Raw genomic sequence first — 21,572 nt, forward strand, 5'->3', positions numbered from 1 at the left:
GGTTCAGTCCCACATCTTCCTGAGCTTCGCGCCGATCTCGATCTTCGCCTGCGCCGCAGCGGCCAGTCCCGCCGCTGTCGGCGCGCTCGGCACCGGCACGCGCGGCCAGGCGTAGGCGTCGAACAAAGGCATCAGATGCGCTGGAATGAAGCGCGTGCGCGACGCCCACACATGACGGTCGCCCATATGCGTCTGGTTGTGCACGTAAAAGCGCTGCGGCACGACGATATGCAGGTCTTCCTTTGCACGCGTCATCGCCACGTATAACAGGCGGCGCTCCTCGTCGATTTCCTCTTCGCTGCCGGTGCCGAGATCGGATGGAATGCAACCGTCGACACCATTCAACACGAACACGTTGCGCCACTCCTGACCTTTCGCCGAATGAATCGTGGACAGGATCAGGTAGTCCTCGTCGATCAGGGGCACGCCCGATTCGTCGCTGGTGGCGTCAGGCGGATCGAGCGTTAGCTCGGTCAGGAAGCGTTCGCGCGACGCATAGGTGCCCGCAATGCTTTCCATCTGCAGCACGTCCGCGTGACGGATCGCCGCGTCCTCATGGTTGCGCTCGAGATGCGGCTCGTACCAGCGCCGAACCATTTCGAACTCGGCCGGCCACGGCGTCTGCCGCCCGTACACACTCGACATCAGCTTGACGAACGGATGCCAGTCCTCCTGCGCGCGAGCCGGCGGCGCAAAGGCGGCCAGCGCACCACCGGCGCTATGGGTGAAATCGGCCGGATTGCCGGCGCCCGCCCGGGCCACGACCTCGTCCAGCACCTTCGCCGCTGTGGCGGGGCCGATACCCGGCAGCAACTGCACGACGCGAAAACCCGCGACACGGTCGCGCGGATTCTCCGCCCAGCGCAGCACGGCGAGCACATCCTTGACGTGCACCGAATCGAGAAACTTCAGGCCGCCGAACTTCACGAACGGAATGTTGCGCCGGGTCAGTTCGATCTCGAGCGCGGCGCTGTGATGCGCGGCGCGAAACAGCACCGCCTGTGACTTGAGCTTCATGCCCTGCTCGCGCGCTTCGAGCACCTGTTCGACGATATAGCGCGCCTGATCCGCTTCGTCGGCGACCGTCACCAGACGCGGGCGCTGTGCCGAGGCTTTGTCGGTCCACAGATTCTTCGTATAGCGTTCGCTGGCGAGCTCGATCACCGCATTCGACGCCGCCAGAATCGGCCCGGTTGAGCGGTAATTGCGCTCGAGCGTGATCTGCCTCGCGGGCGGATTGAAGTGCGCCGGGAAGTCGAGAATGTTGCGCACGGTCGCGCCGCGAAACGAATAGATCGACTGGGCGTCGTCGCCGACCACGGTCAGGCCGCGGCCGTCGGGTTTCAGCGCGAGCAGGATCGACGCCTGCAGGCGGTTGGTGTCCTGATACTCGTCGACCAGAACGTGATCGAAGCGCGCCGACAGATCGGCCGCGATCGCCGGCTCCGCGGCCATATGCGACCAGTAGAGCAGCAGGTCGTCGTAGTCGAGCACGCTCTGCTTCTGCTTGGCTTCGACGTATGCGGCGAACAGCCTGCGCAGATCGGCTTCCCACTCGCGGCACCAGGGAAAGGCGCTGTTGAGCACGTCGGCGAGCGACGCGCCGGTGTTCACCACGCGCGAGTAGATCGCAAAGCAGGTGCCCTTGGCCGGAAAACGCCGCTCTTTCGCCGACAAACCGAGCTCGTGGCGCACCAGATTCATCAGGTCGGCGGAATCCTCGCGGTCGTTGATCGTGAAGGCGGGCGCGAGGCCGATCAGCTCGGCGTATTCGCGCAAAAGCCGCGCGCCGACGCTATGGAAGGTCCCGGACCAGGTCAGCCCTTGCGCCAGCGCAGCCCGCGTACCAAGCGCCGCTCCGGCGATTCGCGTGACACGGCGGGTCATTTCGAGCGCCGCGCGGCGTGAGAAGGTCAGTAGCAGAATACGGCGCGGATCGGCGCCCTTCACCACCAGATTGGCGACCCGGTGGGCCAGCGTGTTGGTCTTGCCGGAGCCGGCCCCCGCGATCACCAGCAGCGCGCCCGGCGGCGCGTTGGGACTGTCGGCACCGTATTCGACGGCCTCGCGTTGCGCGTCGTTGAGCTTTGCCAGCCAGGCGGCGGTATCGGTATCGTTCTCGATACCGGAAGCAGACGGTGGCGAAGATTCAGCGACGGAGAGCACAGTGGATTCGGGCCTGAGGTTGAGTTGACGCGGCGACGCATACTGTATATCCATACAAGTATCGGAGACAAGCGACCCTTTTTTCCGTCCCGCGCCCCAAAAGAAACGGCCCGGGCGCATAGGCGCTCCGGGCCATTTCTTTGGCAAGGCACTGCGTGACGTTGACCGCGCCCCACAGCAAGCTTGGCTGAGAGGCGACGGCTAAGCTTGCTGTCGCAGCGCCTTGTGCCTCAGAACAACTCGGGCTTAGTGCTTCACGTCGGCGCCGTTGTCCTGATCGGACGCCTGGCCTTGCATGTTCATCTTCATTTCGTTATTGGCTGCCTGCTTGTCAGCCTTCTGGTTGATCTTGGCGTCGCGCACCTGCTCCTTGTACTGCGAGTTGGCAGCCTTTTGCTGCTGTGCCAGTTCCGCCTTGGACGCCTTCTTCGACGCCTTGTATTCGGCGTTAGCCTGCGCGTTGGCGTCGCGCTTCTGGACCAGCGGATCGGTCGAGCCCGATGCCGTCAGACGCGTCGGCGCCGGTGTCACCGGCTGCACACCTTGCGCGGCCGGTGCGGCGGGCGCGACATCGGCGCCTTGGGCCTGGACCTGTACCTGGCCGTTCATACCGGCGGCCGGTTGCACGGTCTGCGCGAAAGCAGCGGTAGCAGCAAAAGAAGTCAGGGCGGTACCGATCAGGAGCGTACGAATCTGAGTCATGGCTAAATCCTCTCTAAGGTTGTTGTGACGCGGGCGCCGTATCCGGCGCGGCACATTGACGTGTGCTTCATGCCATGCGCGCCTCGCCCGGTCTATTCGTCGCCGGAAAAATCCAGCAAGCTTTCTTACAGACCCGCACTTTACGAGTGAAGTTCGTAATATACGACCCGTGTTACGGAACGTTTCATTTTCTGACAACTACATAACATCTGCTTGCAATTGCCCGAAAATGGTCTGGGAGCACACGGGCTATTCATTAGGGCAAGCTTGTGGCTTATGATGCGAACCCTTTGCTTCAAGGCGCAAACGCCATGCCCAACCTCGATTTCACACTGACCGGCGACTACGTCGAACTGCACAATCTCCTGAAGATAACGGGGCTTGCGGACAGCGGCGGCCAGGCAAAAATGATGGTCGCTGACGGTGCGGTGACCGTCGACGGCCGGGTCGAAACGCGTAAAACCTGCAAAATCCGCGCGGGCCAGGTCGTGCTGCTAGGCGATACGCGCATCGCGGTGCACGAGGCCTGACGCGCCAAGTCCGAAAACTCGGGGGACCGCGCGCACCAAAATCGTGCTTCCTCCATCGACATCCCCACGCCTAAGCAATAAGCTGTCAGTTTCGACAGACAAACAATCGGCTGACAGCCGCCCTACGCTCCGGTGAGCCCGCGCATTTCGTCGCATCGCCGCCTCACCGGCAGCACGCACGCCCCGCGAATCGGCCGGGCTGCGCCCTCCGCCACGCTGTCGCCCCTTCCGCTTCCAAGCGCTCCATGACTCAATCCGGCTTCACCCGGGTGGCTGCCCGGCCGCCGACCCTGACCCGCCACGCTGCCGACACCGCCCGGCTCGCCGCGCCGCTCGCCATCGCGCAACTGTCGCAAATGGCGATGGGTGTCACCGACACGATCCTGCTCGGCTCGCTCGGCCCCGACGCGCTCGCCGCCGGCGGCCTCGGCGCCAACCTGTTCTTCGTCGTGGTCACGCTGCTGCAGGGCGTGCTTACCTCCGTCAGCGTGAGCGTGTCGCATGCGCGCGGCGCGCAGGACGAAGGCCGCGTACCGCATATCTACTGGACCGGCCTCGTGTTGTCGGTGCTGCTGTCGGTGCCCGCGTTCTTCCTGCTGTCGTTCGCCACGCCGATCCTGCTGGCCTTCGGCGAACCCGCGCTGCTCGCGCACAACGTCGGCGAATACGCGGCGGTGCTGCGCTGGGGCTCGCTCGGCAGTCTGATCGGTGTCGGCCTGATGCGCTCGTTCCTGCCGGCCATCGGCGCGGCCAAGCGGCTCCTGTGGGTGTCGCTCGTCAGCGTGTTCGTCAACGGCTTTCTCAACTACGGGCTGATTCACGGCGTCTACGGACTACCCCGCCTAGGCTTTCTCGGTTCGGCGGCGGCCACCTCGATCACCGTCTGGCTGAGTGCGCTCGTGCTGATGGCCTTGTTGCATCTGCGGCCACGCTATAAGCATTTCGTCGTCGCGACGCGGCCGAACGTGCCCTTGATGGGCGAGCTGTTCGGCATCGGCTGGCCGGTCGCGATCACCTATGGCGTTGAATCGACGCTGTTCCTTGCCACCGGCCTGATGGTCGGCCTGCTCGGCGAATCGCAACTGGCCGCGCATCAGATCGCGTTGAACGTCGCCTCGGTGGCCTTCATGGTGCCGCTCGCGATCGGTCAGGCAGCCAATGTGCGGGTCGGCTACTGGTCCGGCGCAGGGCAACCGCTCGCCGCGCGCCACGCGGGGTTCGTCGCGCTCGCGCTCGGCGTCGGCTTCATGACGCTGTCGGGCATCGTGCTGATCGCCGCGCCGCACTGGATCGTCGGCTTGTACCTGCATCTTGACGATCCGGCCAATGCGGCCACGGTGACGTTGGCGAGTTCGCTGCTCGGTGTGGCCGCGATCTTCCAGATCGTCGACGGCATGCAGACGGTCGGCTCAGGCTGCCTGCGCGGCCTGAAGGACACGCGCGTGCCGATGATCGCCGCGACGTTCGGCTACTGGGTCATCGGCTTTCCGACCGGTTACGTAATGGCATTTCACTTCGGGCTGGGCGCGCGTGGTTTGTGGTGGGGACTCGCGGCCGGCCTCGCGAGCGTCGCGCTTCTGATGACGCTGCGCTTTCACAAACTGAGCTTGCGGCGCGTGCCGGTTATGCCCGGCACGCCACCTGCCCCTTCGGCCTGAAGTCACCTGAGTCCGACCTGCGGTCGGCCTCAACCCGGTATTTCGCGGATGGTTGCGCCCGCAACCATCGTTTCCCGGCAAGCGCGCCGCGAACGGTAAAATGCGCCCTCTGGCAAAACCGTGCGCACCCGCGCGATGCCACGCGCGCGCCTCACGAAGGCCCGCGCCGCCTGGCGGCCCGACACCCGCCGCCAGCATCCGCCGCTCCTCGCGAGCAGCGCCCCGAGCATGCACCGCGCCTCGCGTCATGCCACCCGACCGACCGCCGAATCTCGCTATAAAACATAACCAAGGACCACCCGTCATGCTTGCCCGCGTCACCCGTTTATTCCCGCTCTGGGCCGTGCTCGTTTCGATTGCCGCGTACTTCTCGCCCGCCTCGTTCTCCGGCATTGCGCCGCACGTCACCACGCTCCTGACGATCATCATGCTGGCCATGGGCGTCACGCTCTCGGTGGCCGATTTCCAGCGCGTCTTCACGCGACCCGCACCGGTAGTTGCCGGCATCGTGCTGCATTACCTCGTGATGCCGCTCGCCGCATGGGTCATCGCCAAGGCACTGCGCATGCCGCCGGATCTGACCGCCGGCATGGTGCTGGTGGGCAGCGTGGCGAGCGGCACGGCGTCGAACGTGATGATCTATCTGGCGCGCGGCGACGTAGCGTTGTCAGTGACGATCAGCGCGTTGTCGACACTGGTCGGCGTGTTCGCGACGCCGCTGCTCACGCGTCTTTATGTGGACGCATCGATTGCCGTCGACGTGCACGGCATGCTGATGAGCATCCTGCAGATCGTCGCGCTGCCGATCGTGGTCGGCCTCGCCGTCAACCAGTTGTTCAACAAGGCGGTGCGCAAGATCGAACCTATCCTGCCGCTGATCTCGATGGTCGCGATCGTGCTGATCATCGGCGCGGTGGTGGGCGGCACGCAGAAGAGCATCGCGTCGGTGGGCCTCGTGGTCATGCTGGGCGTGGTGCTGCACAACGGTATCGGTTTGCTCGGCGGCTACTGGGGCGGCCGTCTGCTCGGCTTCGACGAAGCCGTCTGCCGCACGCTCGCTATCGAAGTGGGTATGCAGAACTCGGGACTCGCGGCAACTCTCGGCAAGCTGTATTTCACGCCGATCGCGGCATTGCCGGGCGCGTTGTTTTCGGTGTGGCATAACCTGTCCGGTTCGCTGCTCGCGGGTTATTGGGCAGGACGTCCCGCGAAAGGATCGACGCATCCGGATGGCGAGCGCGCCTTGAACGTCGAACGCGGATAATCACGAACCTGCGAAGCGCGTCGTAGCCACACGGAAGATCGAAAGCCCGCACGCCTGATTCCCCTTAGAATGCATTTCTCGACAGCGTAAGCGTGCTACCCACGCTGCCGCGATGAGAAGCGTGCAAACCAGGGAGAGCCAGCGTGTCGTGGCATCAAAATCAAGATCAAGATCAGACCGCATCGCACCGCACGTGCGCGTTCAGCGCGCCCAGCAGGAAGACCTCTTGGGAGACGACGAGACATTTCTTCCTGCTTTGTTGCGCAACGGCATTTCTGACCGCCTGCGCGACCAAGCCACCCGCCACGGCGTTCGACCGTCCGGTCACCCACGCACTGCCCGCCACTGAAACAACGCCGCTTCACACGGCCCTCGCGCCGTTCGAAGCCGCGCATCCGGATCAGACCGGTTTCCGGGTGCTCTCTAGCGGCACCGACGCCTTGCAGATGCGCATTGCGCTCGCACGCGCGGCGACGAAAACCCTCGACATGCAGTACTACATCGCCAACGAGGACACCACCGGCAAGCTGCTGCTCGGCGCCGCGCTCTATGCGGCCGATCACGGTGTGAGAGTGCGCATGCTGGTCGACGATCTGAACTTCAAGGACATCGACCAGACGATGGCGGGGCTGAACTCGCACGACAACATCGAGATCCGTGTTTTCAATCCGTTCGGCAGCGCACAGGAAGGCGTATTCGAACGCACGACGAACGTGTTCACGCAGATCGGCCATTTCACGCGCCGCATGCACAACAAGTCGATGATCACCGACAACCAGTTGGCCATTGTCGGTGGCCGCAATCTCGGCGACGAATATTTCAGCGCGAGCGAAACCTTGCAGTTCCGCGACCTCGACGTGCTGGCCGCCGGCCCGGTGGTCGCCGACGTCTCCGCCAGTTTCGACGACTACTGGAACAGCAGCATCGCCTATCCGCTGCGGGCGCTGAACAAGCAGAAGTTCGACGCGAAGGAACTCGACCAGACGCGCGACGATTTACGCCAGCACTGGCGCACCAACGCCGACCCGTACAACGCGAAACCGCTGAACGCTACGCCGCTCGCCACGCAGATTGCCCAGGATCAACTTGGCTTGACGTGGGCGCCGGCCGAATTCAAGGCGGACCTGCCGGAGAAAATCGAACATCCATCGCCGGATTATGTCAGTCCGCCGATGCAGCGGCTGGGCGAGCTGATGCACGACGCGCAGAAGGATTTTCTGATTATTTCGCCGTACTTCGTACCGCACGAGAGCGGCGTCAAGGCTGCCGGCGAACTGACGCATCGTGGCGTACGCATCGCCGTGCTGACCAACTCGCTTGCCGCGACCGATGCGGTAGCGGTACAAGCCGGCTATAACCCCTTCCGCGTGCCGCTGCTGCAACAGGGCGTGGAATTGTATGAATTCAAACCGCAGCAGAAGGAGCGGCGCGTTGGTTTCGGCGGATCCAGCTCGCGAGCCAGCCTGCACGCAAAGACCTATGTCATCGACCACAAGATTCTGGTGATCGGCTCGATGAATCTCGATCCGCGCTCGGCCAATCTGAACACCGAGCAGACGCTGGTCATCCATAGCCCGGCGCTCGCCGAGCAGGTTGCGCAGATCTTCGAACATGCCATTGCGCCCGAAGCCAGCTACCACGTCACGCTCGCCGACGCGGCGCAACTCGCCTATCTGCGCTCAATCGGTGCGCCCCTCTCGCCGCTCGTCTGGACCGACGTCGAAGACGGCACGCGCCGCACCTATATCTTCGACCCCCAAGCGGGTTTTTACCGGAACGCGCTAACGGGTCTATTCTCCTTATTGCCTGTCAACGCAGAACTTTGAGAAGCGGAGTTGAACCATGACTGAAGACGTACGAATGGAGCACGACACGTTCGGTGAAATCGCCGTACCGAACGCTCGTCTATGGGGCGCGCAGACTCAGCGCTCGCTGCAAAATTTCCGCATTTCGTCTGAAAAACAATCGCCCGAGCTGATCACCGCGCTGGCCGTCATCAAGCGCGCCGCCGCCGAGGTCAACCAGGGTCTGGGTGTGCTCGACGAGAACAAGGCCAAGGCGATCATGCAGGCGGCCGACGAGATCATCGACGGCAAGCACCCTGAAGAATTTCCGCTCGCGGTCTGGCAAACCGGCTCGGGCACGCAGACCAACATGAACCTCAACGAGGTGATCGCGAATCGCGCGAGCGAGCTGCTCGGTGGCGAGCGCGGCGAAGCGCGCAAGGTGCATCCGAACGACGATGTGAATCGCGGCCAGTCCTCGAACGACGTGTTTCCGACTGCCATGCACGTGGCCGCCGCGTATGCGATCGTCAAGCATCTGCTGCCCGCGCTGAAGACGCTGCGCGAGACGCTCGACGGCAAGGCAAAAGCCTTCGCCGATGTCGTCAAGATCGGCCGCACGCATCTGCAGGACGCCACGCCGCTGACGCTCGGCCAGGAGTTTTCAGGCTACGTCGCACAACTCGATCACGGCATCCGTCACGTGGAATCGGCGCTGCCGCATCTGTACGAACTCGCCCAGGGCGGCACGGCGGTCGGCACCGGTTTGAACGCGCATCCGCAGTTCGCCGACAAAGTGGCGGCAGCGATCGGCAAACTGACCGGCTTGCCGTTCGTCTCCGCGCCGAACAAATTCGAAGTGATGGCCGCGGCCGATGCGCTGGTGTTCGCGCATGGCGCGTTGAAGACGGTGGCAGCGAGCCTGAACAAGATCGCCAACGATATCCGCTGGCTCGCAAGCGGCCCGCGTTGCGGCCTCGGCGAACTGTCGATTCCGGAGAACGAACCGGGCAGCTCGATCATGCCCGGCAAGGTCAATCCGACTCAGTCCGAAGCCTTGACGATGCTGTGCGCGCAAGTGTTCGGCAACGACGTCGCGGTGAATATCGGCGGTGCGAGCGGCAACTTCGAGTTGAATGTGTTCCGGCCGATGATTGCGCACAACGTGCTGCAATCGGTCCGTTTGCTCGCCGACGGCGCGCATAGTTTCAACGACAACTGTGCAGTGGGCATCGAGCCGAATCGCGAGCGCATCGATACGTTGCTGAACGAATCGCTGATGCTGGTGACGGCGCTCAATCCGCACATCGGTTACGACAAGGCCGCGCAGATCGCGAAGAAGGCGCACAAGGAAGGCACGACGCTGAAGGCGTCAGCGCTCAAGCTCGGCTATGTCACCGAGCAGCAGTTCGACGAATGGGTACAGCCGAAGGATATGGTCGGGCATTCGGCGGGATGATCGCCGATCGGATCGGCCGGAGCCTGGCCGGTCCGGCAGATTGGCTGACTTGATTGAAAATAGCAGGCCGCGCGGACGCAATGATCGCGCGGCCTGTTGTGCGTGCCGCTGGCAAGCGGCGGCACGTCCCTACAAAAGACGTGCCGATGCCGCCCGAGGCGCCGCTTAAACCTTCCCCTGCGCCACTTCTTCCGGCTTCAGTTCGACGATCGCGTCGAGCGCGTCTTTCACGTCCATCGCGTACTTGGCAAGGCGCTTCTGTTCATCCGTTTCGGGGACGAACGCCGGCACCGGCACCGGGTGGCCGTTCTCATTGACCGCGACCATCACCACCAGGCAGTCCGTGGTTTGCAACAGCTCGCCGCCCTTCGGATCGCCTGCCTGCACCGAGACGTGGATGTGCATGCTGGTACGCCCCGTCGCCACAACACGCGCGCGCAGTTCAACCAGGTTGCCGACGAGGATCGGCCGGCGAAAGCGGATATTGCCGACGCTGACCGTCACGCAGTAGCGCCCCGACCACACCGCCGAGCACGCGTACGCGGTTTCGTCGATCCACTTCATCAACGCGCCGCCATGCACCTTGCCGCCGAAGTTGACCGAGCTGGGCTCGGCGAGAAAGCGGAAGGTGGTTTCGGAACGGTCCAGGGGCGCTAAGGCAGGGGTGCTCATTTTGACTCCGGTCAATCGGACGCATTTAAAGGAGGCGATTATACGAGCGCAATATTGGCTCCGTCGCGGATCGGATGGGGTTAAGTAGCCGAATTTCGATCTGGACGAGCGCAATGCTTTCGTCGCGCTTTCGGTTTGGGACCCACTTAACTCGCCACCGCAACCGCAGAAACCGCCGCGCGCTGCGGCACGACCGCCGACTCGAATCGCTCCCGATACTCCAGCGGCAATACGCCGAAGCGCCGCACGAAGGCTCGCCTCAAATTCTGCTCGCTGCCGAAGCCACAATCGAGCGCAATCCGCTTAAGCGGCCGGCGCGACTCCGCCAGTGCCCGCGCGGCCGCCTCCAGCCGCAGGGCCGACACCGTTTTAGCCGGCGTGCGGCCCACCTCGTCGACATAGCGTCGCGCGAACGTCCGTGGACTCATCTGCGCACGCTCGGCCAGCCGCTCAACCGATAGGTCGTCGCGCAAATGGCCCGCCATCCAGCTATGCAGCGCCTCGAACGGGCCACCCGCCGAAGCCTGTGCAGCCAACGCTGCGCTGAATTGCGATTGACCGCCAGGCCGCTTCATGAACACCACCAGCCGCCGCGCCGCCTGCATCGCGACAGCGTGGCCGACATCTTCTTCGATCAGCGCAAGCGCCAGATCGATGCCCGCCGTCACGCCCGCCGATGTCCAGACGACGCGCTTTCCCTCGCCATGGCCCACGTCGCGGATAAAGATCGGATCAGCGTCGACCTGTACGTTGGGAAAGCGCTGCGCGAGATGCGGCGCTTCCCGCCAATGCGTAGTCGCCCGGCGGCCGTCGAGCAGGCCCGCCGCCGCCAGATAGAAGGCGCCCGTGCAGACCGAGCAGACGCGCCGCGCCTCCGGCGCACGTCGCCTGATCCACGCGACGAGCTCCGGCTGCAACGTGCAATGTTCGTCGATCGGGACGCCAGGGACGATCAGCGTGTCGATCGGCTGGTCGTCGAGCGAATCGAGCCGCTCGGTGACGACGGGTAGGCCTGGAAAGGTTTGCAGCACGCCGCCGTCGATCGACGCGACGGTCGTGCGATAGGCGACCGGCTCGGCGGCGTTGCCGGACTTGCCCGCCGCAGCCGCCATCGTCAACTCCGCGCGCCAAAACGCCTCAAGCGGCCCGCACGCATCGAGCAGCACGAGATCAGGAGCGACCGCGAAAACAACATGACGTGCAGCCATCAGGACACCTCCGCCGCAAGTTGCCGCTTCCGCGACCACGCATACGCCAGCGTGGCCAACGCCGCCATTCCCAGCAGCGGGAAGATCGCGGCATTGATCGTCGCCCAGCCGAAGCGCGCCAGCAATTGCCCGGCGAACAGCGAGCCCAGCGCGGAAAACGCAAACGTCGTGAATTCGCTGGTCGCCTGCGTCTTGGCCCGCTCGGACGGCCGGTACGATTGTGCGAGCAGCGTCGAGCCGCCGACAAACATGAAATTCCACCCCACGCCGAGGCAGGCGAGCGCCGCGTAGAAGTGAGGCAGATCGGTCGAGCGCAGCGCCAACACGCCGCACAGCGCCGACAGCACGATCCCCGCACCGATCACCGGCAACACGCCGAAGCGCCTGATCAGCCGCGCGGAAAAGAGCGACGGCGCGAACATGCCGACGAGGTGCCATTGAATGATCGCCGCGCCGTCGCCGATCGTATGGCCGCAGGCAACAGCCGCAATCGGCGTCGCGGTCATGACGAACATCATCACGGCGTAGCCGAGCGCGTTATTGGCGAGCGCCGCGGCAAAGATCGGCTGCCGCACGATTTCGCCGAGCGGCCGCGCCGGTTCGTGCGTCACGGCCGCGCTCGCGGACGGCGCAGCATCGCGATACAGCAGCGCCAGCATGGCAATCGATACGAGCCCGAAGCCGGTGACCAGCGCATAGGAGCCGGCGAACGCGACCGGCGCAAGCCAGTCCTTGCTCCATGCGGCGAGCAGTGGTCCGCAGACGGCGGCCACCACGCCGCCGGTGAGCACCGTCGAAATCGCGCGGCTTTTGCCTTCGATTCCGACGGCGTCCGCGGCCGCCAGCCGGTAGTACTGCGCGAACGCCTGGAACACGCCGACGGTCGCCGTGCCGGCGCAGAACGCCCAGAAACTGTGATGAAAGATCGCCCACACGGAGACGGCCCCGCCCAGCGCGCCAACGCCCGCGCCGAGCATGAAGCCCGCGCGCCGTCCGATGCGCGCCATCAGGAACGACGCGAAGATGGTGGTCAGTGCGGCGGCGACGGTAATCAGTGAAAACGGCAGCGTCGCGAGCGCCTTGTCGTCGGCAAGCGTGTAGCCGACCAGACCGGTCAAGGTCAGATCGATCGAGACCGATGAGGTATAGAGCGCCTGGCAGACCGCCAGCAAGCGCGCGGCGCGCCGGCTATGAGGGTCGGAGTGGCCGGAACCGGTTTGCGTGGCGGCAAAGGATGAAACGGCGGAAGAAGCGGCAGAGGGAGCAGCAGGTGGCGGCATCGGTAGGCCTCGGACGGCGAAAGTGGCGATGCCTGGATCGTCACACGGCCGGAGGTGGCAGGAATGACAATGATGCATCAATTCCAGCCAGTCGCCGCACTCGTCCACCTGAAAATGTGGCCGCGCGCACCTCGCGCTTACTTGCGGACCGTCACGCCTTCGTCGATCGTGCCGTACATCGTGATGCTGCCCGTGCCCGCACCCGAACTTGAGCCGGAACCGCTCTGCGCACACGCGCTGAATAACAGAACCGCGGCCGCGGCGGCAAAAAGAAATTTCATGACAGCGTGTTCCGGCAAAGACAGGCTTCGATTCTAGCCTGGCGACCCAACGCGACGCCGAAGTGGCATCGCCGCACCGAAGCACCCACCAGCCTGACCTTCCCGCCGGATTTTCGTAGCCACTGCATTCGACGATTCACGCTAAGCTGAAACATCGAATACAGCAGCCAGATACAGTGGACTGCACGGCGCCCTGCCCGCGCCGCCAACCGGAGACGCCTGATGCCCACCATCCTCACAGACGAACAGAATCACTTCCCCGGCTTGAGCCGCATCGGTGCGCTGCTCGCCGATCCCGGCCGCGCCGCGATGCTGTGGTCGCTGATGGACGGCAGCGCCCGTCCGGCCGGTGAACTGACGATGATCGCCGGGCTCTCGCCGTCGGCAGCCAGCGCTCATCTGGCGCGTCTTACCGACGGTGGCCTGCTCGCGCTCGAAGTGCGCGGCCGGCATCGCTATTTCCGGATCGCCTCGCCGGATATCGCTGCCTCCATCGAAGCGCTCGCCAACGTCGCGCAGATCAGCGCGCCGCAACGGGCCGTGCCGCGTCCGGTGCGCACCGTGCCGGTCGACATGCGCTACGCCCGCACCTGCTACGACCATATGGCGGGAGAACTGTCGGTGCGGGTGTTCGAGCGGCTGGTCGAGCGCGGGCTGCTGACGCTGCACGGCTCGTCGCTTGAAGCCACTACCGACGGCGCGGCCCGCTTCGCCGAGTGGGGCATCGACATGTCCACCCAGAAGAGCCGCCGGCGCCGCTTTGCCTGCACCTGTCCCGACTGGAGCGAACGGCGTCCGCACCTGGGTGGCGCGCTCGGCGCCGCACTGCTCGATTCGTGGTCGGCGCATGGCTGGGTCGAACGTACTGAGCGGCCGCGGATTTTGCGGATTACCCCGGCGGGCCATCGCCATTTCGACACGTTCCTGGCCGCTTGAAACACGCTTAACTGGTTGACGCGATTACAGAATTTGCGCATTCAGCTTACGAAATGCCTTATCGAGACCTTTTGTTACACGCTCGTAGGGGAGCCTTACAAAAGTGGGGGCCTTGAAACAAACCGCACGGGTAGAGTGACTCTCACGGATGCCGCACAATGCGCGTCCGTCGGAGAGAAATCATGAGAACAGTGACCACACCCCAACAATCGAAACGCCGGATCACCGGCTACACGCTGATCGCCGCCGCAGCGTTCCTCTTCGCGGCGCAAGCCACCCTCGCGCAGGAAGCCGAACAGGCGCCGCCAGGGGCGGCTTCACAACAGAACACCGATCCGCCTGGGCGTGTTGCGCGTCTGAACTACACGGCCGGCGCCGTGACTACCGAGCCGGCCGGCGCAACCGACTGGTCATACGCACAGATCAATCGCCCGCTCACCACCGGCGATCAACTGTGGAACGATCAGAACGCGCGCTCCGAACTGCACATCGGTTCGACAGCGGTGCGCCTCGACCAGTCCACCAGCCTCGACATCCTCAATCTCGACGACAACAGCGCGCAGTTGAAAGTCGCGCAAGGCACGTTGTCGGCGCGGGTACGCGAACTGGCGCCGGGCTCCTCCTATGAAATCGACACGCCGAATGTGGCGCTCGGCCTGAACGGCCCCGGCGACTATCGCGTCGACGTCGCACCGGACGGCAGCAGCACCACCGTCACCGTGCGCAGCGGCAGCGCGACCGTGTACGGCGACAGCGGCCAGGTGCCGGTCGCGGCCGGCCAGCAGATCCGCTTTGCCGGCACCAACCTGCAACAGGTCGCCGACAACGGCGCGCCTGGTCTCGACGGCTTCGATCAATGGGCAGCAAGCCGCGACGCAGCGGAAGACCGCTCGGTGTCGGCGCGCTATGTGTCGCGCGACATTCCCGGCTATCAGGACCTCGACGCCAACGGTACGTGGCGCAGCAGCCCGCAGTACGGTGAAGTGTGGGTGCCGCGTGCAACCCCCGCAGGGTGGGCGCCTTATCACGACGGCCATTGGGTATGGCAAGCGCCTTGGGGCTGGACCTGGGTCGACGACGCGCCGTGGGGCTTCGCGCCCTACCACTACGGCCGCTGGGCCTACGTCGACGACTCGTGGGCATGGGTGCCGGGACCGGTCGTGGTCAGCGAACCGCCAGTCTACGCACCTGCGCTGGTTGCCTTCGTGGGCGGCGGGGGCGGCGGAGTCGACTGGGGCGTGAGTCTAGCGATTGGCGGCGCGGTCGCGGCCGGCGTCGCGTGGTTCCCGCTGGGCCCGGGCGAACCGTGGCACCCGCACTGGGGCGATCACGATCATTGGAGCCCGGGTTACTACAACCGCGTCAACAACACGACGGTCGTCAACAACTACAACCGCAACGTGACGAACGTGAATGTGACCAACATTCACAACACGTACATCAACTATCGCGCGCCGGGCGGCGTGACCGCGGTGCCGGCGACGGCCTTCGTGCATGGTCAATCGGTGGGCCGCTTCGCGCAGAAGGTTGACCCGCAGCAGTGGCGCAACGCGCGGATCAATCCGGGCGGTCCGGGGATCGCGCCGGTGAAGGAAAGCTTCGGACCGGGCCTGCGTAACGCGAATTACCGTCCGCCGGCCGGCGCGATGGCGCGCCCGGTCGTGGCTACCCGCAGTCCGGCCGTGCCGGCGGCGTATCACGACAGTCTGGCGCAACGTTTTGCGCAGAGCGGCGGACGGGTGCCGGGTGCGGGTGCGCCGATCGTGCGAACCTCGGTGCCGGCTCATATGGCAGGCGGTCCGGGAGCCATGCCGGTGCAGAACGTGCGGGTCGTGCAGTCACATATGGCCGGACGGACACCGGGTGCGGCACCGGGTGCGCCAGGTGTGGCGGGTGCGCCTAATGGCACGCAACAGGCCGGTCAGCGGCCGGGCGAGGCACCGGTCAACGGTCAACCGCAACGTGGCGGCGAACCCCAAGCGCGGCCAGGCATGCCGCCGCAAGTGGCCAACGTGCATCAGCAACCCGCCGAGGCAGCTCATCCGTCCAATGGCGTGCCCCGTCCGCCGCAAGCGAACGGCGCCAATCCGAACGCTTTCGCGCAGCAGCACGGCGCGCCGGTGCAAGCGGGGCAGCAACCGGGCGCAGAAGGACGACACGAGCCGGCATGGACGCAGCCGCATACGCCGATGGCCCAGCAGGCGCAGCAGCACGGTGCCCCGCAGGAACAGGCTCGCCCGGAGCAGCAACAACAGGCGGCTCAGCGCCAGCAGGAAGCGCAGCCGCAGCGCGCGCCTGAAGTGCGTGCACAGCCGCAGGAACCCCGGCCGCAACCTGCGCAGGAGGCGCAGCAACAACCACGTCAGGAAAATCGTCCGCAGCCGCAACAGGAACAGCAGCCGCGTGCGCAGCAAGTGCAGCAGCCACGTCCTGAACCGCGTCCGCAGCAGGTGCAGCAGCCGCGTCCTGAACCGCGTCCGCAACAGGTGCAGCAGCCGCGTCCTGAACCACGTCCGCAACAGGTGCAGCAGCCGCGTCCTGAACCGCGTCCGCAACAGGTTCAGCAGCCGCGTCCTCAGCAGCAACCGCAGCGTGCGGAACAGCCGCATCCCCAGCCGCAACCGCAGCACGCCGAGCAACACTCGGGCGGCGGCAATCGTGACGAGCATCACAAAGGCTAACGGTTACGCCCGCAGCCAGTGTGCTGACCACCTGACGCCCGGAAGCCGGCAAGAAAAAACCCCCGCGATTCGCATCGCGGGGGTTTTTCTTTGAGCAGGCTGCGAGCAGATGCTCAGAGCACGGTCAGACCGCCATCGGCGCTGTGAGCGGCTCGTGATGCCGGTAGCCGATCAGCGAGAAGTCCGAGGGTTCGATCTTCTCCAGCCATTCCGGTTCGTACACGCCGGTTTTCGCATAGTCCGGCACACGGTCCGAGATCGCGAAGGCCGGGCTTTCATATGGCTCGCGCGTGAGCTGTTGCTTCAGCATGTCGAGCTGGTTCTCGTAGATGTGCGCGTCGCCGATGAAGTAGGTGAACCAGCGCGGCGTATAACCCGTCAGCCGGCCGACCAGATGCAGCAACGCAGCGCCTTCGGTCAGATTGAACGGCGTGCCGAGGCCAACGTCGTTGCTGCGAATGTACAAACACAGCGAGATTTCCCGCCGCGCAACATTCGGCAGGAACTGATAAAGCAAGTGACAAGCCGGCAGCGCGATCTGGTCCAGCACGGCGGGGTTCCAGGCATGAAACAAAATTCGCCGGTCGGCCGGGTTCTGCATGATCGTGTCGAGACACTGCCGCAACTGGTCGATTGCCTTGTACAGCAGCACCTTAGGGCTGCCGTCTTCCTCGAATTCCGTCACCACCTGGAAGCCACGAGCCGTGGCGTCGGCCAGCTGCGCGGCGGCGTCTGCGTCCAGCACCTTGTAGGCCGGCCACTGGCGCCACTGCACGCCATACACGTCACCGAGATCGTCCGGGCCCTGGCGATACGGATTGGCGAGCCATTGCGGATTCTGGTTGGCGTTCGCGTCCCACACCTTGCAGCCCAGATCGCGGAAATCCGCGGCGCTGCGCGAGGCGCGCAGAAAGCCGACCAGCTCGCCCACCGCCGACTTGAACGCCAGTTTTTTCGTGGTGACGGCGGGAAAGCCCTGCTGGAGGTCGAAGCGCAACATGGCGCCCGGCATGCTGATGGTGCGGATGCCGGTGCGGTTCTCCTGCCACGTGCCGGTGTCGAGAATCGTGCGGACGAGGTCGAGGTATTGTTTCATGCGGGTTCCTTCGACGCAGCGCGCGCCTGGTCAGGCACACGCGCCACGGAGATTGAGCGGAAAACCCGATTTTAACAAGCGCAGGCGAGCGACGCCCGGTCGAAGCGCGCCGCGGAGAAAATATCGCTGGCTAAGTGGACAACTACGCCCGTCAGAGATGCGGTACCGAGGCCGGCAATTCGCCGTGCGGCGTGACCAACGGTTCGCCTTCCATATGGCGCATGCCGTGCGAGCACAGCAGGCGATACAGCGTCACGCGCGAAATGCCGAGTTCCTGCGCGGCGTCGCCGAGACGGCCGCGATGACGCAGCAGCGCGAGCTCGATGGCCTGGCGTTCGGCCGCTTCGCGCGCCTGGGCGAGCGAGACGGGCACGATCTCCACATACTCGGCCAACTCGAGATCACGTGCCGTGATCGCGCGCCCTTCCGACATCACGATGGCGCGCCGCACGCGATTGATCAACTCGCGCACGTTGCCCGGCCAGCCGTAGTTATGCAGGGCGGCGATGGCGTCGGGCGCGAAACCACGCAGACGGCGGCTTGCATCTTTCTTGAAACGTTCCAGCATGTGCCGCGCAAGCAGTTCGATATCCTTACCACGTGCACGCAACGGCGGTTCGTCGATTTGCAGCACGCACAGACGGTGATACAGATCGGAGCGGAACCGCCCTTCGATCATCGCGGCCGTCATATCTACGTGGGTCGCCGAAATGATGCGCACGTCGACGTCGATTGAACCGTGGCCGCCGAGCCGCTCCACCTTGCGTTCCTGCAGGAAGCGCAGCAGGCTCGCCTGGCTTTCGAGCGGTAGATCGCCGATTTCGTCGAGAAACAGCGTGCCGCCGTTGGCCGCTTCCACGCGGCCGATCTTGCGCTGATTGGCGCCGGTGAACGCGCCGCGTTCATAGCCGAATAGTTCGGATTGCAACAGATGTGGGGGAATCGCGCCGCAGTTGATCGGCACAAAAGGCGCATTGCGGCGCGCCGAGCGTTCGTGGATCGCGACCGCGGTCAGCTCCTTGCCGGTGCCCGATTCGCCTGAGATAAACACCGGCGCGTCGGTCATGGCCACTTTGCGGATCGAGCGGAACAGCGCGAGCATCGCGTCGCACGAACCGACCATTTCGCCTTCGGCGCCAGGCGAACCGTCGTTCGAGGCCGGCTCGCCAAGCGAGATCATGCCGTATGCATGACCGACCGAATCGACGATCCTGTCGCCCGAGTAAGGCACCGTTACATAGTCGAAACAATAGTCCCGCACGAGCCGGCGCAATGCCGCGTCCTGCAACTGTCCAGGCGTGGTTGCCGCGACCCAGCCGACGTTCGGCATGGTCAGGCAGGACTCGAAGGCGGCGATTTCGTGTGGCTGAAAATCACTAGACAGATCGAGCAAGCCGCCCGCCGCCATTCCGGCGCGAACAGCACGGCGCACATCGCGCGCCGACCCCACGACTTCGACATGCCAGCCGCGCTGATGGAAGCGAGTATTCAGTTCCGCGCTCGGATCGCGTGAAACGTAAATCAGTTGCCGCGTTGCGGGTTCCATTATTCAGATCCTCTCGTCAACGAACGTTAAGGATGACGCACGCACCTGAACTTCAGTTCAGACACGCTGACTCGTTCGGGATTCGCGATATAGCAAAAACCGAACGGCCATTCCATTCCGTGCGGACAGCTGATCCCCAAGAAAGCGGCGTGTGTGTTTGAGACGGCCCGTTAGCGGGCTTTTTTAAATCTGAAGCTGTTTTCGAGAGCTTACTATACACGCGCCGCTTGGAAAACAATTATGCGAATTTAATCGGGGACTCCTTGCCCAGCAAGGCCAAGCGGCCGATAAATAGTTATTCAGCTTATGAATAAAAGCATTGTGGAAGCGCTTTTCCTAGCGTTGACCCCAAGGTACTTCATACCGTCGGATTTAACGAATTACAGGTATTTTCTGCCTGCCGTTTCAGTGCTGAAACGTTTTTGTCCGATTTCTTCCCTGTTACTCCGCGGTATGCGGGTCACATCCAGACGCACCAATGGATTGCGACTCATGGCACACGTTTCGCTAAATGCTGTGCACCAAGGAGACACATCATGCGACTCGCTTTCCGCATCGACCTGAGCAGCATTGCACCTTGCACTGCACTATGCGCCGCCGCGGTGACCTTGACCGTGCTGTCCGCTGGCGTCAATGCACAGGAATTCGCACAGCCTCAATCCGCCACGATGGCCGAAACCGCCGATGCCGGTTCCGCCACCCTCGCGAGCACGACGCTCGCAGCGGTGGCCTCGCCGAACCCGACGGTTACGGATGTCACGAATACGGCGAACGTCGCCGCGGTGGACAACACCGTGGCCGCCACGAACGACAGCGCCGCGCCCCGCAGCGATCTGGCCGGCAACGCGCTGAGCATTTCCGCCGACGCCGCGTCTGTGACCGATCTCGTGCTGGACGATCAGGCGCTGTCCCACCAACGCGGCGGCTTTGGCGGCATGTTGATGGTCTCCGCGACGCCGCAACTGATGCGCGGCTTTAACAACAGTGGCAACGGCGTGACGCTGTGGGACGAAATCGCCCCGCCGTCGCAGTTGCCGGTTCCCGTCGACGTCGCCCGCTCCGCTCAAGGCAACGTCACGAGCTACCAGAGAAATTAGCGCAACGAGCCGCTCGCTGCCCAAGACCGCACCGACCGATCGTCCGCCCGCAAGGAACTGACATGAACGCCTCAACCCAGAAGCCGAGCAGCAGCCGCCCCTGCGCAGCCGTGCTGTGCGCGCTGCTCGGCGTGTTCGCTGCCGGCGCCGTGACGAGTGCCACCGCGCAGCAGTTGACCCAGCCGGGCAACCTCGTCATCGAGCGCGACATCACGCCACGCGATGCGTTCGTGCCGGTGCCGAAGAACCAGGACCCGATCGCAGTTCAGGTCCAGACGTTCCCGAGGGCGACCTTCGATGGCGCGATCGGCACGATGGCGAGCGATCTCGACCTGAACGGCGCGCACGGCACGGCCGGTATCGCCGGCAACGGCTACATGCCTGCACTGGTCGGCACCAACGGCATCACACACATGCTGGCAGGCGCCGGCAACAACGTTCCGGTCGGCGCGGGCGCCAGCTTCGGCGGCGCAGGTGGGATCGGCAGCTCGATTGCCCAGTCGGTCAGTGGTGCACTCGCCCCCTTGGGCGCAGCTCTAGGAGCCATGAAATGACAACGTCACGCGCACCGGCCAAGCGCCTTCCGTCACGCAAACAGTCGCGCTGGCCCCTGCTTGCCTGGGCAGTGCTTGGCTGTGCGAGCTTCGCGGTCCATGCCCAATCGCTGCCGGCCCAGATCGACGCGGAGTCGCTGATCGGCAAAGGCGCGGTCAGCGGCAGCCTCGGGGTCATCGCCATCAACGAGACCTCCGGACTCGACAACGCACAAGCGAATCAGGGCGTGTTCACCAACGGACCCACGCCTCTCAACCTGATCGGCAGCTTGCAGGGCGCGGCCACCAACGCCAAGACGGCGGCGGCGAAAAGCACGATCAGCAGTAACGCATTTTCAAACACCTCTGGCCTTATCGAAGTGAATCAGTCGGCGGGTGTAGGGAATCTCCAGCGGAACAGCGCCGTAGTTGGTTCTGGACCGATTGGAGCGGAGATCGTAGCGGATGGGGTGCTATCCGCTACGACCGCCAAGGGCGGTGGCCTGGGAAGGTCTGGCGAAAACCACGACGTACGTGAGGTATCCATCGGTACGGATGCGCTCAAAAACGTCAGTGGGATCGTTCAGATCAACCAGACAGCCGGCTCAGGTAACGTCAGTTCAAACAGTTTTGTGCTCCGTCCCCCGGCGGGCACCTTTTTCTAACGAGCCACACTCTT

18 protein-coding genes are annotated in these 21,572 nt (G+C 64.4%); 10 read left to right on the forward strand and 8 right to left on the reverse strand.

Annotation, left to right across the window (positions count from 1 at the left end; translation table 11 throughout):
* Positions 1-3: 3 nt before the first annotated feature.
* Both KHO33_RS09325 and KHO33_RS09330 read right to left on the reverse strand, forming a co-directional pair.
* Complete coding sequence (locus KHO33_RS09325; RefSeq protein WP_200564626.1) at positions 4-2,220, reverse strand: ATP-dependent helicase; 2,217 nt, start codon at positions 2,218-2,220, stop codon at positions 4-6.
* A 192-nt stretch (positions 2,221-2,412) separates the two neighbouring features.
* Positions 2,413-2,868: a hypothetical protein gene (locus KHO33_RS09330; protein WP_200564627.1), complete on the reverse strand. Its 456-nt coding sequence runs from the start codon at positions 2,866-2,868 to the stop codon at positions 2,413-2,415.
* 311 nt (positions 2,869-3,179) lie between these two features.
* Here KHO33_RS09330 and KHO33_RS09335 point away from each other — a divergent pair, with 311 nt between their 5' ends.
* The 5 genes from KHO33_RS09335 (at position 3,180) to fumC (ending at position 9,563) form a co-directional block, all read left to right on the forward strand.
* Positions 3,180-3,398 (forward strand): RNA-binding S4 domain-containing protein, encoded by a 219-nt coding sequence (locus KHO33_RS09335; RefSeq protein WP_054036168.1) that lies wholly within the window; start codon positions 3,180-3,182, stop codon positions 3,396-3,398.
* A 245-nt stretch (positions 3,399-3,643) separates the two neighbouring features.
* Entirely contained in the window at positions 3,644-5,056 is a 1,413-nt protein-coding gene (locus KHO33_RS09340) for an MATE family efflux transporter (protein ID WP_054036166.1), read from the forward strand.
* Between the two features lie 304 nt (positions 5,057-5,360).
* Positions 5,361-6,320 carry a ketopantoate/pantoate/pantothenate transporter PanS gene (gene panS / locus KHO33_RS09345; protein ID WP_054036162.1) on the forward strand — a complete coding sequence of 320 codons (960 nt, stop codon included), beginning with the start codon at positions 5,361-5,363 and terminating at the stop codon, positions 6,318-6,320.
* A gap of 143 nt (positions 6,321-6,463) precedes the next feature.
* Positions 6,464-8,146, forward strand: coding sequence for a phospholipase D family protein (locus KHO33_RS09350; RefSeq protein ID WP_200564628.1), 1,683 nt, complete (start codon positions 6,464-6,466; stop codon positions 8,144-8,146).
* Positions 8,147-8,162: 16 nt separating this feature from the next.
* Entirely contained in the window at positions 8,163-9,563 is a 1,401-nt protein-coding gene (gene fumC, locus KHO33_RS09355) for a class II fumarate hydratase (RefSeq protein WP_200564629.1), read from the forward strand.
* A gap of 165 nt (positions 9,564-9,728) precedes the next feature.
* Here the strand turns inward: fumC and KHO33_RS09360 are convergent, their stop codons facing one another.
* The 4 genes from KHO33_RS09360 to KHO33_RS09375 form a co-directional block, all read right to left on the reverse strand.
* On the reverse strand, positions 9,729-10,235 hold the full coding sequence (locus tag KHO33_RS09360; protein ID WP_097390047.1) for an acyl-CoA thioesterase: 507 nt from the start codon (positions 10,233-10,235) through the stop codon (positions 9,729-9,731).
* A gap of 146 nt (positions 10,236-10,381) precedes the next feature.
* Entirely contained in the window at positions 10,382-11,443 is a 1,062-nt protein-coding gene (locus KHO33_RS09365; RefSeq protein WP_200564630.1) for a GlxA family transcriptional regulator, read from the reverse strand.
* The gene (locus tag KHO33_RS09370) at positions 11,443-12,723 is read right to left on the reverse strand and encodes an MFS transporter (protein WP_200564631.1); all 1,281 of its coding nucleotides are present in this window, start codon (positions 12,721-12,723) and stop codon (positions 11,443-11,445) included. The genes KHO33_RS09365 and KHO33_RS09370 overlap by 1 nt, the downstream gene beginning before the upstream one ends.
* Before the next feature lie 137 nt (positions 12,724-12,860).
* Positions 12,861-13,004: a hypothetical protein gene (locus KHO33_RS09375; RefSeq protein WP_172737683.1), complete on the reverse strand. Its 144-nt coding sequence runs from the start codon at positions 13,002-13,004 to the stop codon at positions 12,861-12,863.
* A 222-nt stretch (positions 13,005-13,226) separates the two neighbouring features.
* On the opposite strand from KHO33_RS09375, the gene KHO33_RS09380 reads away from it, so the two are divergent.
* Positions 13,227-13,940 carry an ArsR/SmtB family transcription factor gene (locus KHO33_RS09380; protein WP_200564632.1) on the forward strand — a complete coding sequence of 238 codons (714 nt, stop codon included), beginning with the start codon at positions 13,227-13,229 and terminating at the stop codon, positions 13,938-13,940.
* Positions 13,941-14,122: 182 nt separating this feature from the next.
* The gene (locus KHO33_RS09385; RefSeq protein ID WP_200564633.1) at positions 14,123-16,621 is read left to right on the forward strand and encodes a DUF6600 domain-containing protein; all 2,499 of its coding nucleotides are present in this window, start codon (positions 14,123-14,125) and stop codon (positions 16,619-16,621) included.
* A 124-nt stretch (positions 16,622-16,745) separates the two neighbouring features.
* Here KHO33_RS09385 and KHO33_RS09390 read toward each other — a convergent pair whose 3' ends face one another.
* Complete coding sequence (locus KHO33_RS09390) at positions 16,746-17,717, reverse strand: thymidylate synthase (protein WP_200564634.1); 972 nt, start codon at positions 17,715-17,717, stop codon at positions 16,746-16,748.
* A 151-nt stretch (positions 17,718-17,868) separates the two neighbouring features.
* Complete coding sequence (locus tag KHO33_RS09395) at positions 17,869-19,263, reverse strand: sigma-54 dependent transcriptional regulator (RefSeq protein ID WP_054036150.1); 1,395 nt, start codon at positions 19,261-19,263, stop codon at positions 17,869-17,871.
* Between the two features lie 536 nt (positions 19,264-19,799).
* Between KHO33_RS09395 and KHO33_RS09400 the strand changes: the two genes are divergently transcribed.
* The 3 genes from KHO33_RS09400 (at position 19,800) to KHO33_RS09410 (ending at position 21,558) form a co-directional block, all read left to right on the forward strand.
* On the forward strand, positions 19,800-20,360 hold the full coding sequence (locus KHO33_RS09400; RefSeq protein WP_200564635.1) for a RodZ family helix-turn-helix domain-containing protein: 561 nt from the start codon (positions 19,800-19,802) through the stop codon (positions 20,358-20,360).
* A 62-nt stretch (positions 20,361-20,422) separates the two neighbouring features.
* Positions 20,423-20,914 carry a hypothetical protein gene (locus KHO33_RS09405; protein WP_054036147.1) on the forward strand — a complete coding sequence of 164 codons (492 nt, stop codon included), beginning with the start codon at positions 20,423-20,425 and terminating at the stop codon, positions 20,912-20,914.
* Entirely contained in the window at positions 20,911-21,558 is a 648-nt protein-coding gene (locus KHO33_RS09410) for a hypothetical protein (RefSeq protein ID WP_054036145.1), read from the forward strand. Before KHO33_RS09405 ends, KHO33_RS09410 begins: the two co-directional genes overlap by 4 nt.
* Positions 21,559-21,572 lie beyond the last annotated feature (14 nt).

Source organism: Paraburkholderia nemoris, from assembly GCF_905221015.1.
Classification (GTDB): domain Bacteria; phylum Pseudomonadota; class Gammaproteobacteria; order Burkholderiales; family Burkholderiaceae; genus Paraburkholderia; species Paraburkholderia nemoris.